The organism is Pseudomonas agronomica, from assembly GCF_025917275.1.
In the GTDB taxonomy this organism is placed as follows: Bacteria; Pseudomonadota; Gammaproteobacteria; order Pseudomonadales; family Pseudomonadaceae; genus Aquipseudomonas; species Aquipseudomonas agronomica.
On record NZ_JAOSHO010000011.1, the window covers coordinates 23,738 to 37,114 of the forward strand.

Below are 13,377 nucleotides of genomic sequence, written 5' to 3' on the forward strand. Positions count from 1 at the left end.
AATGGAAGTAGCCGCTAAGTTGTCGGGCGCTCGAATCTCCGCCCAGAAAGCCCGCTTGGTCGCCGACCAGATCCGCGGGAAGAAGGTGGGCGAAGCGCTCAACCTGTTGGCTTTCAGCAGTAAGAAAGCCGCCGAGATCATGAAAAAAGTGCTGGAGTCGGCCGTAGCCAACGCCGAGCATAACGAAGGCGCAGACGTTGATGACCTGAAGGTCAGCACCGTTTTCGTCAACGAAGGGCGTTCGCTGAAGCGCATCATGCCACGTGCCAAAGGCCGTGCTGATCGCATCGTCAAGCGGTCTTGCCATATCACTGTCAAGGTTGCTGACAAGTAACGGAGTCGAAGAGATGGGTCAGAAAGTACATCCCATTGGCATTCGCCTGGGAATCGTCAAGGAGCACACCTCCGTCTGGTACGCAGACGGTCGGACTTATGCGGACTACTTGTTCGCTGATCTGAAGGTGCGTGAGTATCTCCAAGACAAACTAAAAAGCGCGTCCGTCAGCCGTATCGATATCCATCGTCCGGCTCAGACTGCACGTATCACCATCCACACCGCTCGCCCAGGTATCGTTATCGGGAAGAAAGGTGAAGATGTTGAGAAACTGCGTCAGGACCTGACCAAGCAAATGGGTGTGCCTGTGCACATCAATATCGAAGAGATCCGCAAGCCGGAACTCGACGGTATGCTGGTTGCGCAGAGCGTAGCTCAGCAGCTGGAGCGCCGTGTAATGTTCCGTCGCGCTATGAAACGCGCTGTACAGAACGCAATGCGCATTGGTGCCAAAGGCATCAAAATCCAAGTGAGCGGTCGTCTCGGCGGTGCTGAAATCGCACGTACTGAATGGTATCGCGAAGGTCGTGTGCCACTGCACACCCTGCGTGCCGACATCGACTATGCCAACTACGAAGCTCACACCACCTACGGTGTGATCGGTGTAAAGGTTTGGATCTTCAAAGGCGAAGTAATTGGTGGTCGCCAAGAAGAACTGAAGCCACAAGCACCAGCGCCTCGTAAAAAAGCTGCTAAGTAAGGGGTACGCCAAATGTTGCAACCAAAGCGTACGAAGTTCCGCAAGCAGATGACCGGTCACAACCGTGGCCTGGCATTGCGCGGTAGCAAAGTCAGCTTCGGCGAGTTCGCGCTGAAGTCTGTTGCTCGTGGTCGTCTCACCGCTCGTCAGATCGAGTCAGCGCGTCGTGCTCTGACCCGTCACGTAAAACGTGGCGGCAAGATCTGGATCCGTGTATTCCCGGACAAGCCTGTCACCAAGAAGCCACTCGAAGTTCGGATGGGTAAAGGTAAGGGTAACGTGGAGTACTGGGTTGCCCAGATTCAGCCAGGCAAAGTCCTGTATGAAATCGAGGGTGTTTCTGAAGAGCTGGCGCGTGAGGCTTTCGCCCTGGCTGCTGCAAAGCTGCCGCTCGCCACCTCCTTTGTTAAACGGACGGTGATGTGATGAAAGCGAATGAACTTCGTGAAAAATCCGCACAGCAGCTGAACGAGCAACTGCTCGGCCTGCTGCGCGACCAGTTCAATCTGCGTATGCAGAAAGCAACTGGCCAGTTGGGGCAGTCTCATCTGCTCTCGCAAGTTAAGCGTGACATCGCTCGCGTGAAAACTGTGCTCAACCAGCAGGCAGGTAAGTGATCATGGCTGAAGCCGAAAAAACTGTCCGTACGCTGACTGGCCGTGTTGTCAGCGACAAGATGGACAAAACCATCACCGTTCTGATCGAGCGTCGCGTTAAGCACCCGATCTACGGTAAATACGTTAAGCGTTCGACTAAGCTGCACGCGCACGACGAAACCAATCAGTGCCACATCGGCGACAAGGTCACTATTCGTGAAACTCGTCCGATGGCCAAGACCAAGTCTTGGGCGCTGGTTGATGTTCTCGAACGCGCTGTGGAAGTCTAAGGGCTAGGGGTCGGAGAAATTATATGATTCAGACTCAATCCATGCTCGATGTGGCCGATAACAGCGGCGCTCGCCGCGTTATGTGCATCAAGGTGCTGGGTGGCTCCCATCGTCGTTACGCTGGTATCGGTGACATCATCAAAGTTACCGTCAAGGAAGCAATTCCTCGCGGTAAGGTGAAGAAAGGTCAAGTGATGACTGCTGTTGTAGTCCGCACTCGCCACGGTGTTCGTCGTGCTGACGGCTCCATCATCCGCTTTGATGGCAACGCTGCTGTTCTGTTGAACAACAAGCAAGAGCCAATCGGCACCCGTATCTTTGGGCCAGTGACCCGTGAACTTCGTACTGAGAAGTTCATGAAGATCGTCTCGCTCGCCCCAGAAGTGCTGTAAGGAGATCCGACATGCAAAAGATTCGTCGTGACGACGAGATCATCGTGATCGCCGGCAAAGACAAGGGTAAGCGCGGTAAGGTGCTGAAGGTTCTTGCTGACAACCGTCTGGTTGTTGGTGGTCTGAACCTGGTCAAGCGTCATACCAAGCCTAACCCGATGTCGGGCGTACAGGGCGGTATCGTCGAGAAAGAAGCGCCACTGCACGCTTCCAACGTCGCCATTTTCAACGGCGAAACCAACAAGGCTGACCGCGTTGGTTTCAAAGTAGAAGACGGTAAGAAAATTCGTGTCTTCAAGTCGACCCAAAAAGCGGTTGATGCTTGAACACTGCTAGGTAGAAGACCATGGCACGACTAAAAGAGATTTACCGGAAGGAAATCGCACCGAAACTTAAGGAAGAACTTAAGCTTTCGAACGTGATGGAAGTTCCGCGCGTTACCAAAATCACCCTGAACATGGGTCTGGGCGAAGCGATCGGCGACAAAAAAGTCATCGAGCACGCAGTTGCCGACCTGGAAAAGATCACCGGCCAGAAAGTCGTCGTGACCTACGCTCGGAAATCCATCGCTGGCTTTAAAGTCCGTGAAGGTTGGCCGATCGGCGTCAAAGTGACCCTGCGCCGTGAGCGTATGTACGAGTTCCTGGATCGTCTGCTGTCGATCTCCCTGCCTCGGGTTCGCGACTTCCGCGGCCTGAATGCCAAGTCCTTCGATGGTCGTGGCAACTACAGCATGGGCGTGAAAGAGCAGATCATTTTCCCGGAAATCGATTACGACAAGATCGATGCTCTCCGCGGTCTGGACATTACCCTGACCACCACTGCTCGGACGGATGAAGAAGGTCGCGCGTTGCTGCGTGCTTTCAAATTCCCGTTCCGCAACTGATTGGAGTAGGACAATGGCCAAGAAGAGCATGAAGAACCGTGAGCTGAAGCGTCAGCTCACCGTTGCCAAGTACGCCACCAAGCGTGCAGCGCTGAAAGCTATCATCGTTGATCTGAACGCAAGTCCAGAAGCGCGTTGGGAAGCTACCGTAGCACTGCAGAAGCAGCCACGTGACGCGAGCGCTTCGCGCATGCGTAACCGCTGCCGCCTGACTGGTCGTCCGCACGGCGTGTACCGCAAGTTCGGCCTCGGCCGTAACATGCTGCGTCAAGCTGCTATGCGTGGTGACGTTCCAGGTCTGGTCAAAGCCAGCTGGTAAGCACTGTCAAAGTCACGATGTTCGGGGTCGCAAGATCCTGACCATCGGTGGCCTTGAACTTGAATCAAGCCCCTTTTGGGGCTTGATTCATTTCCGGGGTGTGTCTAGAATACCCGGCTCGCCTGAGCCCGTGTTTTTGTTGCACGGATGCGCTCGGCGACACGTACTAGCCGAAAGGCTAATTTTTTGTGTATTAGGAGCGTCTAGCCCATGAGTATGCAGGACCCGTTAGCGGACATGCTAACTCGTATCCGTAATGCCCAGATGGCTGAAAAGTCCGTCGTAAGCATGCCATCTTCTACGTTGAAGGTAGCTGTTGCCAAAGTCCTGAAGGACGAAGGTTACATTGCGGGTTATCAGATCAGCAGCGAAATCAAGCCTCTGCTGTCCATCGAGCTGAAGTACTTCGAAGGCCGTCCGGTCATCGAGGAAGTGAAGCGCGTTAGCCGTCCTGGCCTGCGTCAGTACAAGTCCGTTGAGGATCTGCCGAAAGTTCGTGGCGGCCTGGGCGTGTCTATCGTCTCCACCAACAAAGGTGTGATGACGGATCGTGCTGCGCGCGCTGCCGGTGTCGGCGGCGAAGTTCTTTGCACTGTGTTCTAAGGGGGGATAAGCATGTCACGCGTCGCTAAGAACCCCGTTAAGCTGCCAGCCGGTGTCGAAGTCAAATTCGCAGGCCAACAGCTTTCGGTGAAGGGTGCCAAGGGCACTCTGCAACTGAACATCCATTCGTCCGTTGAGATCGTTGAAGAAGCTGGTGAGCTGCGTTTCGCTGCTCGCAATGGCGATCAACAGACTCGCGCAATGGCTGGTACCACTCGTGCGTTGGTAAACAACATGGTCCAAGGCGTAAGCCAAGGCTTCGAGCGTAAGCTCCAGCTGGTCGGTGTTGGTTACAAAGCGCAAGCAAAAGGCACAGTGCTGAACCTGGCTCTTGGCTTCTCGCACCCAGTGGATTATGAACTGCCGGAAGGCATCACCGCTGAGACTCCTAGCCAGACCGATATCCTGATCAAGGGCATCGACAAGCAGCTGGTAGGTCAAGTGGCCGCCGAGATCCGCGACTTCCGTCCACCAGAGCCGTACAAAGGCAAGGGTGTGCGCTACGCGGACGAAGTCGTCCGTCGTAAAGAAGCCAAGAAGAAGTAGGGCATAGCAAATGACCGACAAAAAAGTTACTCGACTGCGTCGCGCTCGCAAAGCACGCCTGAAAATGCACGAACTCGAAGTCGTGCGTCTCTGCGTGTTCCGTTCGTCGCAGCACATCTACGCCCAGGTCATTTCGGCCGACGGCAACAAAGTCCTGGCAAGTGCCTCGACTTTGGATAAAGAACTGCGTGATGGTGCCACTGGCAACATCGACGCGGCCACTAAGGTTGGCCAGCTGGTCGCTACGCGTGCTAAAGCCGCTGGCGTCTCGCAGGTGGCTTTCGACCGCTCTGGCTTCAAGTACCACGGCCGCGTCAAGGCGCTGGCTGATGCTGCTCGTGAAGCTGGGCTGGAGTTCTAAGTTATGTCAAATAACGACCAAAAGCGCGACGAAGGCTACATCGAGAAGCTGGTTCAAGTTAACCGCGTAGCCAAAACCGTTAAAGGCGGCCGTATCTTCACTTTCACCGCGTTGACCGTGGTGGGTGATGGTAAGGGCCGTGTTGGCTTCGGCCGTGGCAAGTCGCGTGAAGTGCCTGCTGCGATCCAGAAGGCAATGGAAGCTGCTCGCCGCAACATGATCCAGGTTGATCTGAACGGCACCACCCTGCAGTACGCAATGAAGTCCGCCCATGGCGCTTCGAAGGTGTACATGCAGCCTGCTTCTGAAGGTACCGGTATCATCGCTGGCGGCGCTATGCGTGCTGTCCTCGAAGTTGCTGGCGTTCAGAACGTTCTGGCCAAGTGCTACGGCTCGACTAACCCGGTAAACGTGGTTCACGCCACTTTCAAGGGTTTGAAAGCAATGCAGTCTCCTGAATCCATTGCCGCCAAGCGTGGCAAAAGCGTCAAGGAGATCTTCTGATCATGGCTACCGTAAAAGTTACGCTGATCAAAAGCATGACCGGCCGCATCCCTAACCACAAACTGTGCGTTAAGGGTCTGGGTCTGCGTCGCATCGGTCACACTGTAGAAGTCCTGGATACTCCCGAGAATCGCGGGATGATCAACAAGGCTTACTACATGCTGCGTGTCGAGGGTTAATCGATGAAACTCAATGATCTGAGTCCAGCGCCGGGTTCCCGTCGCGAAAAGCATCGTCCGGGTCGTGGTATCGGTAGTGGTTTGGGCAAGACCGGTGGCCGTGGCCACAAAGGTCAGACCTCCCGCTCCGGTGGCACCATTGCTCCAGGCTTTGAAGGCGGTCAACAGCCGCTGCATCGTCGCCTGCCGAAGTTCGGTTTCGTTTCCCTGAAAGCCATGGACCGCGCAGAAGTGCGTCTGTCCGAGCTGGCCAAAGTGGACGGCGACGTCGTCACTGTGCAGTCCCTGAAGGATGCCAACGTGATCAACCAGAACGTTCAGCGTGTGAAAATCATGCTGTCGGGCGAAGTTGCTCGTGCTGTCACCATCGGAAAGGGAATCGGCGCCACCAAAGGTGCGCGTGCGGCTATCGAAGCAGCTGGCGGCAAGTTCGAGGAATAAATGGCTAAGCAAGGTGCTCTCTCTGCGCTCGGCAAAGGCGGTATGTCTGAACTCTGGGCTCGTCTGCGTTTTCTGTTCCTGGCGATTATCGTCTACCGAATAGGCGCACACATCCCGGTTCCAGGTATCAACCCGGACCGACTCGCGGACCTGTTTCGACAGAATGAGGGGACCATTCTTAGCTTGTTCAACATGTTTTCCGGCGGCGCGCTGGAACGGATGAGCATCTTTGCACTGGGGATCATGCCGTACATCTCGGCATCGATCATCATGCAGTTGATGACCGCCGTCAGCCCGCAGCTGGAGCAGTTGAAGAAGGAAGGTGAAGCTGGCCGTCGCAAGATCAGCCAGTACACCCGCTACGGCACTGTCGTCCTCGCTCTCGTTCAAGCCATTGGCATGTCCATTGGCCTGGCGGGGCAGGGCGTATCGTTCACTGGTGACTTTAGCTTCCATTTCGTTGCGGTAACCACGTTTGTGGCGGGCGCAATGTTCATGATGTGGCTGGGTGAGCAGATTACTGAGCGTGGTGTTGGCAACGGTATCTCGATGTTGATTTTCGCAGGTATCGTCGCCGGTCTTCCGAGAGCAATCGGGCAGTCTTTCGAGTCTGCGCGTCAGGGCGATATCAACATTTTTGCCTTGGTTGCCATCGGTTTGCTGGCAGTAGCGATTATCGGTTTCGTGGTGTTCATTGAGCGTGGCCAGCGTCGTATTGCTGTTCACTACGCCAAGCGTCAGCAGGGCCGCAAGGTGTTTGCTGCGCAGACCAGCCACTTGCCGTTGAAGGTGAACATGGCCGGCGTTATCCCGGCCATTTTCGCGAGCAGCATCCTGCTGTTCCCGGCTTCGTTGGGTGCCTGGTTCGGCCAGTCTGAAGGTATGGGCTGGTTGCAGGACATCTCGCAGTCGATCGCTCCTGGTCAGCCGTTGAATATTCTGCTGTTTAGTGCAGGGATTATTTTCTTCTGCTTCTTCTATACGGCGTTGATGTTCAATCCGAAAGACGTAGCGGAAAACCTGAAGAAGTCCGGTGCCTTTATTCCGGGCATCCGTCCTGGTGAGCAGTCTGCGCGCTACATTGATGGCGTTCTGACTCGCTTGACCATGTTCGGTGCTCTTTACATGACGGCCGTCTGCCTGCTTCCCCAGTTCCTGGTGGTTGCGGCAAACGTACCGTTCTACCTTGGCGGGACCTCGTTGCTGATCGTGGTCGTGGTTGTGATGGACTTCATGTCCCAAGTACAATCGCACCTCGTTTCGCACCAGTACGAATCCCTGATGAAGAAAGCCAACCTGAAGGGCTACGGCAGCGGCATGTTGCGCTGAGTAGCGTCCATAAGGTTCGAGGAGTTGGTGATGAAAGTTCGTGCATCGGTGAAAAAGCTGTGCCGTAACTGCAAGATTATTCGCCGCGAAGGTGTTGTTCGGGTAATTTGCAGCGCGGAACCGCGTCACAAACAGCGCCAAGGCTGAGTGTGATTGTGCTTTAAGCCCGGCAGCTAGTGCGCTGCCGGGTTGATTATTTGTTATTACAGCGATATTATCTCGCGCCCTATTTCTTGGCTTCCGGGGCGTAGGTAGCTGTCAATTGGAGTCCCACTGAATGGCCCGTATTGCAGGCGTCAACATTCCAGATAACAAGCATACTGTTATCTCGCTGACCTACATCTATGGTGTTGGTCGCACTACTGCACAGAAAATTTGTGCAGAGACTGGGGTCAACCCAGCCGCAAAGATCAAGGATCTGAGCGACGAGCAAATTGAACAGCTGCGTGGCGAAGTGGCGAAGTTCACCACTGAAGGTGACCTGCGTCGCGAAATCAACATGAAAATCAAGCGCTTGATGGACCTCGGTTGCTATCGCGGTCTGCGTCATCGTCGTGGTCTGCCAGTACGCGGTCAGCGTACCAAGACCAACGCGCGTACCCGTAAAGGTCCGCGTAAGCCGATCCGCAAGTAATCGCCCCAGCGAATCGACAGGAATTTAATCATGGCAAAACCTGCTGCTCGTCCTCGTAAAAAAGTTAAAAAGACAGTGGTTGATGGCATCGCCCACATCCATGCTTCTTTTAACAACACCATCGTGACCATTACCGACCGTCAAGGTAACGCTCTTTCCTGGGCTACCTCCGGTGGTTCGGGTTTCCGCGGTTCCCGCAAGTCCACCCCGTTCGCTGCTCAAGTAGCTGCTGAGCGTGCTGGTCAAGCTGCGCTGGAATACGGCCTGAAAAACCTCGACGTCAACGTCAAAGGTCCAGGTCCAGGTCGTGAATCCGCAGTCCGCGCTTTGAACGGCTGTGGCTACAAGATCGCCAGCATCACCGACGTGACGCCAATCCCGCACAACGGGTGCCGTCCGCCGAAGAAGCGCCGCGTGTAATCCAGGAGATTGTAAAGAATGGCTCGTTACATTGGTCCAAAATGCAAACTCGCTCGTCGCGAAGGCACCGATCTCTTCCTGAAGAGCGGCGTGCGCGCGATCGAATCGAAGTGCAACATTGAAGCAGCACCTGGTATCCACGGCCAACGCCGCGGTCGCCAGTCCGACTACGGCACCCAACTGCGTGAAAAGCAGAAGGTCCGTCGTATCTACGGCGTTCTCGAGCGTCAATTCAGCGGCTACTACAAAGAAGCTGCTGGCAAGAAAGGCGCAACCGGCGAAAACCTGTTGCAACTGCTCGAATGCCGCCTGGACAACGTTGTATACCGTATGGGTTTCGGTTCTACTCGTGCCGAATCCCGTCAGCTGGTATCGCACAAGTCGATCAGCGTTAACGGTCAGACCGTGAACGTTCCGTCCTACCAGGTTCGTGCTGGTGACGTGGTTGCTGTTCGCGAGAAAGCAAAGAACCAACTTCGCATTGTCCAAGCTCTCGATCTGTGTGCCCAACGTGGCCGCGTAGAATGGGTAGAAGTAGACACTGAGAAGAAGTCGGGCGTTTTCAAGAACGTTCCTGCTCGCAGTGATCTGTCCGCCGACATCAACGAAAGCCTGATTGTCGAGCTCTACTCCAAGTAAGGGCTAGAAAATAGGTGCATCCATGCAGATTTCGGTAAATGAGTTCCTGACACCCCGCCATATTGATGTGCAGGTTGTCAGTCCAACCCGCGCCAAGATCACACTCGAGCCTCTCGAGCGTGGTTTCGGCCACACCCTGGGCAACGCGCTGCGCCGCATCCTGTTGTCCTCAATGCCCGGCTGTGCAGTAGTCGAGGCCGAGATTGACGGTGTGCTCCACGAGTACAGCGCCATCGAAGGTGTACAGGAAGACGTAATTGAAATCCTGTTGAACCTTAAAGGTCTGGCTATCAAGCTGCACGGTCGTGACGAAGTTACGCTGACCTTGTCGAAGAAGGGTTCGGGGGTGGTTACCGCTGCCGATATTCAGCTGGATCATGATGTCGAGATCGTTAACCCCGATCACGTAATCGCTAACCTGGCGTCTAACGGCGCCCTGAACATGAAGCTCACCGTAGCTCGTGGTCGTGGTTATGAACCGGCAGACTCGCGTCAGAGCGATGAAGACGAAAGCCGCAGCATCGGTCGCTTGCAGCTTGACTCTTCGTTCAGCCCGGTTCGCCGTATCGCATACGTGGTGGAAAACGCCCGTGTCGAGCAGCGTACCAACCTGGACAAGCTGGTTATTGATCTGGAAACCAACGGTACCCTGGATCCTGAAGAGGCTATCCGTCGTGCAGCAACCATCCTGCAACAGCAGTTGGCTGCGTTCGTCGACCTCAAGGGTGACAGTGAGCCAGTGGTTGTCGAGCAGGAAGACGAGATCGATCCGATCCTGCTTCGCCCGGTTGACGATCTGGAACTGACTGTACGTTCGGCTAACTGCCTTAAGGCGGAAAACATCTACTACATCGGCGACCTGATTCAGCGTACCGAAGTAGAGCTGTTGAAGACTCCGAACCTTGGCAAGAAATCCTTGACTGAAATCAAGGACGTTCTGGCCTCCCGCGGTCTGTCCCTCGGCATGCGCCTCGACAACTGGCCGCCTGCAAGTCTTAAGAAGGACGACAAGGCGACTGCCTGATCGTCGTAATCACCGAACGTTGTGTTTGGTAAGGAATGAACCATGCGTCATCGTAAAAGTGGTCGTCACCTGAGCCGCACCAGCTCGCACCGCAAGGCCATGTTTCAAAACATGGCGGTGTCGCTGTTCGAGCACGAGCTGATCAAAACTACACTGCCGAAAGCCAAAGAACTGCGCCGCGTTGCCGAGCCGCTGATCACTCTGGCCAAGACAGACAGCCTGGCTAACCGCCGCCTGGCTTTCGACCGTACTCGTTCGAAAGCTATCGTTGGTAAGCTCTTCAACGACCTGGGCAAGCGTTACGCTACCCGTGAGGGTGGCTACCTGCGCATCCTCAAGTGCGGTTTCCGCGCTGGCGACAACGCGCCTATGGCGTACGTCGAGTTGGTTGATCGTGCTACTGCCGGCGAAGCTGTAAGCGCCGAGTAAGACGACAGTCTGCAACGAAGAACCGGGCCTAGTGCCCGGTTTTTTGTGTCTGCATGAAAAGCTTGCAGGGCGTTTCGCCTGGCCTGGCTATCGGCAAGTCTTCAATATTAGATAATGACTATCGATGTCCATGATTTAATGAATTTGGATACTGTCACTAACATGATCAATACTCCTCTCCAGCCGATTAGCCGGCAGTCCGAAGACCGACCTAGGAAGAATTGAGCATGAGCCAGACCAAAACGCTTACGACCGCCAGTGGCGCTCCTGTCGCCGATAACCAGAACTCTCGCTCCGCCGGCCCACGTGGCCCGCTGCTGCTCGATGATTTCCACTTGATCGAGAAGCTTGCTCATTTCAACCGCGAAAACATTCCCGAGCGCCGTGTGCACGCCAAAGGGTCAGGCGCATACGGCACCTTCACCGTAACCCGTGACATCACCCAATACACCAGCGCTAAGCTGTTCGATTCGGTGGGCAAGCAGACGCCGACGTTCCTTCGCTTCTCAACCGTTGGCGGTGAGCGCGGCTCCGCCGACACTGAGCGCGATCCACGCGGTTTCGCCCTGAAGTTCTACACCGAAGAAGGTAACTGGGACATCGTGGGCAACAACACGCCCGTGTTCTTCATTCGTGACCCGCTGAAATTTCCAGATTTCATCCACACGCAAAAACGCTTGCCGCAAAGCAATCTCAAAAGTGCGCAGATGATGTGGGACTTCTGGTCGCACTCTCCAGAGGCGCTGCACCAGATCACCATCCTGTTCTCTGATCGCGGCATTCCTGACGGCTACCGCCACATGCATGGCTTCGGCAGTCATACCTACAGCCTGATCAATGCCCAGGGTGAGCGTCATTGGGTTAAATGGCACTACAAGACCCAGCAAGGGATCAAGAACCTGGCGCCGGCCGAAGCTGCTCGTCTGGCAGGTACCGACCCGGATTACGCTCAGCGTGACTTGTTCAATGCGATCGAGCGCGGCGACTTCCCTAAATGGAACGTCTGCATCCAGATCATGACCGAGGCACAGGCCTCGGCTCATTACGAGAATCCGTTCGATGTAACCAAGACCTGGTCGCAGAAAGAATTTCCGTTGATCGAAGTCGGCGTACTCGAGCTCAATCGCAATCCGCTCAACTACTTCGCCGAGGTGGAGCAAGCGGCATTCGGGCCGAGCAACATGGTGCCGGGTGTAGGACTGTCGCCTGATCGCATGCTGCAGGGCCGTGTATTTGCCTACGCTGATGCGCACCGCTACCGCGTAGGTACCAATCATCAGCAACTGCCGGTGAATGCGCCGCGCAGCCCGGTCAATACCTACCAGCGTGACGGTGCGATGGCGTTCGGCAGCAATGGTGGCGCGGCTCCTAATTATGAGCCTAACAGCTATGTCGAATCGCCAAAGCAGGCGCCACATTATGCGGAGCCGGCATTGGCCCTGAGCGGTGCGGCGGATCGTTATGATCATCGCGAAGACACCGATTACTACAGTCACGCGGGTGCGCTGTTCCGCTTGATGAGCGACGAGCAGAAAGCGCTGCTGATCAGCAACGTTGCTGGCGCGATGGGCGGCGTTTCGGCGGATGTGGTTGATCGCCAACTGCAGCATTTCTTCAAGGCAGACGCTGCTTACGGGGAAGGTATCGCCAAGGCGCTGGGCGTACAGCTTAACTAAGTCTAAACGAGAAGCAGAACCGCCCTCATTAGGGCGGTTTTTGCGTTATTTAACCTTCTTTTCTTGGATTTTCTTAACTTTTGTTGCGCTAGACGAGTGACCTTGCAGTCAGCTTGGTTCAAACTAGAGCCTTCAAAGCTTGTGGAGATGTAGGGCGATGCAAGGTCACCCAGACGTAATCGATTACCTCAACACGTTGCTGACCGGCGAGCTGGCAGCCCGTGATCAATATTTCATCCATTCGCGGATGTACGAGGATTGGGGTTTTACCGAGCTCTACGAACGTATCAACCATGAGATGGAAGAAGAGGCACAGCACGCTGATGCGTTGATGCGCCGGATCCTTATGCTCGAAGGCACGCCGCGCATGCGCCCGGACGACCTGGACGTCGGTACCACCGTGCCCGACATGCTCGCCGCCGACCTTCGCCTGGAATACAAGGTTCGCGCCGCGCTGTGCAAAGGCATTGAGTTATGCGAGCAGCACAACGACTACGTGACCCGCGAGATCCTGCGTATCCAGCTCAACGATACCGAAGAAGATCACACCTACTGGCTGGAGAAGCAGTTGGGCCTGATCAAGCTGATCGGGTTGGAAAACTACCTGCAATCGCAGTTCTGATGCGGTCCCGGTAGGACCAAGCTCGCTCCCACAGGGAAACAAAAAGCCCCGGCCATCGATGAGATGGCAGGGGCTTTTTCATGCTCGGGTGAGATCAGTCCCGATCACGCTCCAGCAGGGGCTTGAGGTAATACCCGGTGTGGGACTGCTTCATCTCCGCCACCTGCTCCGGCGTCCCTACGGCAATGATCTGGCCGCCCTTGGAACCGCCTTCCGGACCCAGGTCCACCAGCCAGTCAGCGGTCTTGATCACGTCCAGGTTGTGTTCAATGACCACCACGGTGTTGCCGTGATCGCGAAGACGGTGGAGCACATCGAGCAACTGCTGGATATCGGCGAAGTGCAAACCGGTGGTCGGCTCATCGAGGATATACAGCGTCTTGCCGGTATCGCGCTTGGAGAGCTCGCGCGACAGCTTGACCCGCTGTGCCTCGCCGCCCGACAAGGTCGTCG

At 55.5% G+C, this 13,377-nt stretch carries 24 protein-coding genes and 1 pseudogene; 24 read left to right on the forward strand and 1 reads right to left on the reverse strand.

From position 1 onward, the window contains the following. The first annotated feature begins 1 nt into the window (after position 1). From rplV to bfr, 24 genes are all read left to right on the forward strand, one after another. Entirely contained in the window at positions 2 to 334 is a 333-nt protein-coding gene (gene rplV / locus OC610_RS02245) for a 50S ribosomal protein L22 (protein WP_003103908.1), read from the forward strand. Between the two features lie 13 nt (positions 335 to 347). Continuing rightward, positions 348 to 1,034, forward strand: a complete 687-nt coding sequence (gene rpsC, locus OC610_RS02250; protein WP_003176422.1) for a 30S ribosomal protein S3 — start codon at positions 348 to 350, stop codon at positions 1,032 to 1,034. Positions 1,035 to 1,046: 12 nt separating this feature from the next. Next, complete coding sequence (gene rplP / locus OC610_RS02255; RefSeq protein ID WP_003186052.1) at positions 1,047 to 1,460, forward strand: 50S ribosomal protein L16; 414 nt, start codon at positions 1,047 to 1,049, stop codon at positions 1,458 to 1,460. Then, on the forward strand, positions 1,460 to 1,651 hold the full coding sequence (gene rpmC / locus OC610_RS02260; protein WP_002555481.1) for a 50S ribosomal protein L29: 192 nt from the start codon (positions 1,460 to 1,462) through the stop codon (positions 1,649 to 1,651). Before rplP ends, rpmC begins: the two co-directional genes overlap by 1 nt. 2 nt (positions 1,652 to 1,653) lie before the next feature. Further along, positions 1,654 to 1,920 carry a 30S ribosomal protein S17 gene (gene rpsQ, locus OC610_RS02265; protein ID WP_003194644.1) on the forward strand — a complete coding sequence of 89 codons (267 nt, stop codon included), beginning with the start codon at positions 1,654 to 1,656 and terminating at the stop codon, positions 1,918 to 1,920. Positions 1,921 to 1,943: 23 nt separating this feature from the next. Next, the gene (rplN, locus tag OC610_RS02270; RefSeq protein WP_002555479.1) at positions 1,944 to 2,312 is read left to right on the forward strand and encodes a 50S ribosomal protein L14; all 369 of its coding nucleotides are present in this window, start codon (positions 1,944 to 1,946) and stop codon (positions 2,310 to 2,312) included. An 11-nt stretch (positions 2,313 to 2,323) separates the two neighbouring features. Beyond that, positions 2,324 to 2,638, forward strand: coding sequence for a 50S ribosomal protein L24 (rplX, locus tag OC610_RS02275; RefSeq protein WP_003186046.1), 315 nt, complete (start codon positions 2,324 to 2,326; stop codon positions 2,636 to 2,638). Between the two features lie 20 nt (positions 2,639 to 2,658). Next, positions 2,659 to 3,198, forward strand: coding sequence for a 50S ribosomal protein L5 (gene rplE / locus OC610_RS02280; protein WP_030140492.1), 540 nt, complete (start codon positions 2,659 to 2,661; stop codon positions 3,196 to 3,198). A gap of 13 nt (positions 3,199 to 3,211) precedes the next feature. Beyond that, the gene (rpsN, locus tag OC610_RS02285; RefSeq protein WP_003186042.1) at positions 3,212 to 3,517 is read left to right on the forward strand and encodes a 30S ribosomal protein S14; all 306 of its coding nucleotides are present in this window, start codon (positions 3,212 to 3,214) and stop codon (positions 3,515 to 3,517) included. A gap of 210 nt (positions 3,518 to 3,727) precedes the next feature. Beyond that, positions 3,728 to 4,120: a 30S ribosomal protein S8 gene (gene rpsH, locus OC610_RS02290; protein ID WP_017848802.1), complete on the forward strand. Its 393-nt coding sequence runs from the start codon at positions 3,728 to 3,730 to the stop codon at positions 4,118 to 4,120. A 12-nt stretch (positions 4,121 to 4,132) separates the two neighbouring features. Next, positions 4,133 to 4,666: a 50S ribosomal protein L6 gene (rplF, locus tag OC610_RS02295; RefSeq protein WP_003186039.1), complete on the forward strand. Its 534-nt coding sequence runs from the start codon at positions 4,133 to 4,135 to the stop codon at positions 4,664 to 4,666. A 10-nt stretch (positions 4,667 to 4,676) separates the two neighbouring features. Continuing rightward, positions 4,677 to 5,027, forward strand: coding sequence for a 50S ribosomal protein L18 (gene rplR / locus OC610_RS02300; protein WP_003186037.1), 351 nt, complete (start codon positions 4,677 to 4,679; stop codon positions 5,025 to 5,027). A gap of 3 nt (positions 5,028 to 5,030) precedes the next feature. Beyond that, positions 5,031 to 5,531, forward strand: coding sequence for a 30S ribosomal protein S5 (gene rpsE, locus OC610_RS02305; RefSeq protein ID WP_003186035.1), 501 nt, complete (start codon positions 5,031 to 5,033; stop codon positions 5,529 to 5,531). Between the two features lie 2 nt (positions 5,532 to 5,533). After that, positions 5,534 to 5,710, forward strand: a complete 177-nt coding sequence (rpmD, locus tag OC610_RS02310) for a 50S ribosomal protein L30 (RefSeq protein ID WP_003186033.1) — start codon at positions 5,534 to 5,536, stop codon at positions 5,708 to 5,710. Between the two features lie 3 nt (positions 5,711 to 5,713). Next, entirely contained in the window at positions 5,714 to 6,151 is a 438-nt protein-coding gene (rplO, locus tag OC610_RS02315; RefSeq protein WP_042729623.1) for a 50S ribosomal protein L15, read from the forward strand. Continuing rightward, positions 6,152 to 7,480: a preprotein translocase subunit SecY gene (secY, locus tag OC610_RS02320; RefSeq protein WP_030140491.1), complete on the forward strand. Its 1,329-nt coding sequence runs from the start codon at positions 6,152 to 6,154 to the stop codon at positions 7,478 to 7,480. It abuts the gene before it with no gap. A gap of 30 nt (positions 7,481 to 7,510) precedes the next feature. Then, positions 7,511 to 7,627, forward strand: a complete 117-nt coding sequence (rpmJ, locus tag OC610_RS02325) for a 50S ribosomal protein L36 (protein WP_002555468.1) — start codon at positions 7,511 to 7,513, stop codon at positions 7,625 to 7,627. Between the two features lie 130 nt (positions 7,628 to 7,757). Next, positions 7,758 to 8,114 (forward strand): 30S ribosomal protein S13, encoded by a 357-nt coding sequence (rpsM, locus tag OC610_RS02330; RefSeq protein WP_009045849.1) that lies wholly within the window; start codon positions 7,758 to 7,760, stop codon positions 8,112 to 8,114. Between the two features lie 30 nt (positions 8,115 to 8,144). Then, positions 8,145 to 8,534, forward strand: coding sequence for a 30S ribosomal protein S11 (rpsK, locus tag OC610_RS02335; protein WP_002555466.1), 390 nt, complete (start codon positions 8,145 to 8,147; stop codon positions 8,532 to 8,534). 18 nt (positions 8,535 to 8,552) lie between these two features. Further along, positions 8,553 to 9,173 (forward strand): 30S ribosomal protein S4, encoded by a 621-nt coding sequence (gene rpsD, locus OC610_RS02340; protein ID WP_003176404.1) that lies wholly within the window; start codon positions 8,553 to 8,555, stop codon positions 9,171 to 9,173. Positions 9,174 to 9,195: 22 nt separating this feature from the next. Beyond that, positions 9,196 to 10,197 (forward strand): DNA-directed RNA polymerase subunit alpha, encoded by a 1,002-nt coding sequence (locus tag OC610_RS02345; protein ID WP_003186012.1) that lies wholly within the window; start codon positions 9,196 to 9,198, stop codon positions 10,195 to 10,197. 42 nt (positions 10,198 to 10,239) lie between these two features. After that, on the forward strand, positions 10,240 to 10,626 hold the full coding sequence (gene rplQ, locus OC610_RS02350; RefSeq protein WP_003176402.1) for a 50S ribosomal protein L17: 387 nt from the start codon (positions 10,240 to 10,242) through the stop codon (positions 10,624 to 10,626). Positions 10,627 to 10,853: 227 nt separating this feature from the next. Next, positions 10,854 to 12,302: a catalase gene (locus OC610_RS02355; RefSeq protein ID WP_264426330.1), complete on the forward strand. Its 1,449-nt coding sequence runs from the start codon at positions 10,854 to 10,856 to the stop codon at positions 12,300 to 12,302. Between the two features lie 157 nt (positions 12,303 to 12,459). After that, positions 12,460 to 12,924 (forward strand): bacterioferritin, encoded by a 465-nt coding sequence (gene bfr / locus OC610_RS02360; RefSeq protein WP_003186005.1) that lies wholly within the window; start codon positions 12,460 to 12,462, stop codon positions 12,922 to 12,924. Positions 12,925 to 13,018: 94 nt separating this feature from the next. Here bfr and OC610_RS02365 read toward each other — a convergent pair. Continuing rightward, positions 13,019 to 13,377 (reverse strand): annotated as a pseudogene (locus OC610_RS02365) (excinuclease ABC subunit UvrA); the annotation flags it as partial.

What these genes read in the sequence shown, in the direction of transcription:
- rplV (WP_003103908.1), top strand. Translation starts at nt 2, where the DNA reads ATGGAAGTAGCCGCTAAGTTGTCGGGCGCTCGAATCTCCGCCCAGAAA.
- rpsC (WP_003176422.1), top strand. Translation starts at nt 348, where the DNA reads ATGGGTCAGAAAGTACATCCCATTGGCATTCGCCTGGGAATCGTCAAG.
- rplP (WP_003186052.1), top strand. Translation starts at nt 1,047, where the DNA reads ATGTTGCAACCAAAGCGTACGAAGTTCCGCAAGCAGATGACCGGTCAC.
- rpmC (WP_002555481.1), top strand. Translation starts at nt 1,460, where the DNA reads ATGAAAGCGAATGAACTTCGTGAAAAATCCGCACAGCAGCTGAACGAG.
- rpsQ (WP_003194644.1), top strand. Translation starts at nt 1,654, where the DNA reads ATGGCTGAAGCCGAAAAAACTGTCCGTACGCTGACTGGCCGTGTTGTC.
- rplN (WP_002555479.1), top strand. Translation starts at nt 1,944, where the DNA reads ATGATTCAGACTCAATCCATGCTCGATGTGGCCGATAACAGCGGCGCT.
- rplX (WP_003186046.1), top strand. Translation starts at nt 2,324, where the DNA reads ATGCAAAAGATTCGTCGTGACGACGAGATCATCGTGATCGCCGGCAAA.
- rplE (WP_030140492.1), top strand. Translation starts at nt 2,659, where the DNA reads ATGGCACGACTAAAAGAGATTTACCGGAAGGAAATCGCACCGAAACTT.
- rpsN (WP_003186042.1), top strand. Translation starts at nt 3,212, where the DNA reads ATGGCCAAGAAGAGCATGAAGAACCGTGAGCTGAAGCGTCAGCTCACC.
- rpsH (WP_017848802.1), top strand. Translation starts at nt 3,728, where the DNA reads ATGAGTATGCAGGACCCGTTAGCGGACATGCTAACTCGTATCCGTAAT.
- rplF (WP_003186039.1), top strand. Translation starts at nt 4,133, where the DNA reads ATGTCACGCGTCGCTAAGAACCCCGTTAAGCTGCCAGCCGGTGTCGAA.
- rplR (WP_003186037.1), top strand. Translation starts at nt 4,677, where the DNA reads ATGACCGACAAAAAAGTTACTCGACTGCGTCGCGCTCGCAAAGCACGC.
- rpsE (WP_003186035.1), top strand. Translation starts at nt 5,031, where the DNA reads ATGTCAAATAACGACCAAAAGCGCGACGAAGGCTACATCGAGAAGCTG.
- rpmD (WP_003186033.1), top strand. Translation starts at nt 5,534, where the DNA reads ATGGCTACCGTAAAAGTTACGCTGATCAAAAGCATGACCGGCCGCATC.
- rplO (WP_042729623.1), top strand. Translation starts at nt 5,714, where the DNA reads ATGAAACTCAATGATCTGAGTCCAGCGCCGGGTTCCCGTCGCGAAAAG.
- secY (WP_030140491.1), top strand. Translation starts at nt 6,152, where the DNA reads ATGGCTAAGCAAGGTGCTCTCTCTGCGCTCGGCAAAGGCGGTATGTCT.
- rpmJ (WP_002555468.1), top strand. Translation starts at nt 7,511, where the DNA reads ATGAAAGTTCGTGCATCGGTGAAAAAGCTGTGCCGTAACTGCAAGATT.
- rpsM (WP_009045849.1), top strand. Translation starts at nt 7,758, where the DNA reads ATGGCCCGTATTGCAGGCGTCAACATTCCAGATAACAAGCATACTGTT.
- rpsK (WP_002555466.1), top strand. Translation starts at nt 8,145, where the DNA reads ATGGCAAAACCTGCTGCTCGTCCTCGTAAAAAAGTTAAAAAGACAGTG.
- rpsD (WP_003176404.1), top strand. Translation starts at nt 8,553, where the DNA reads ATGGCTCGTTACATTGGTCCAAAATGCAAACTCGCTCGTCGCGAAGGC.
- OC610_RS02345 (WP_003186012.1), top strand. Translation starts at nt 9,196, where the DNA reads ATGCAGATTTCGGTAAATGAGTTCCTGACACCCCGCCATATTGATGTG.
- rplQ (WP_003176402.1), top strand. Translation starts at nt 10,240, where the DNA reads ATGCGTCATCGTAAAAGTGGTCGTCACCTGAGCCGCACCAGCTCGCAC.
- OC610_RS02355 (WP_264426330.1), top strand. Translation starts at nt 10,854, where the DNA reads ATGAGCCAGACCAAAACGCTTACGACCGCCAGTGGCGCTCCTGTCGCC.
- bfr (WP_003186005.1), top strand. Translation starts at nt 12,460, where the DNA reads ATGCAAGGTCACCCAGACGTAATCGATTACCTCAACACGTTGCTGACC.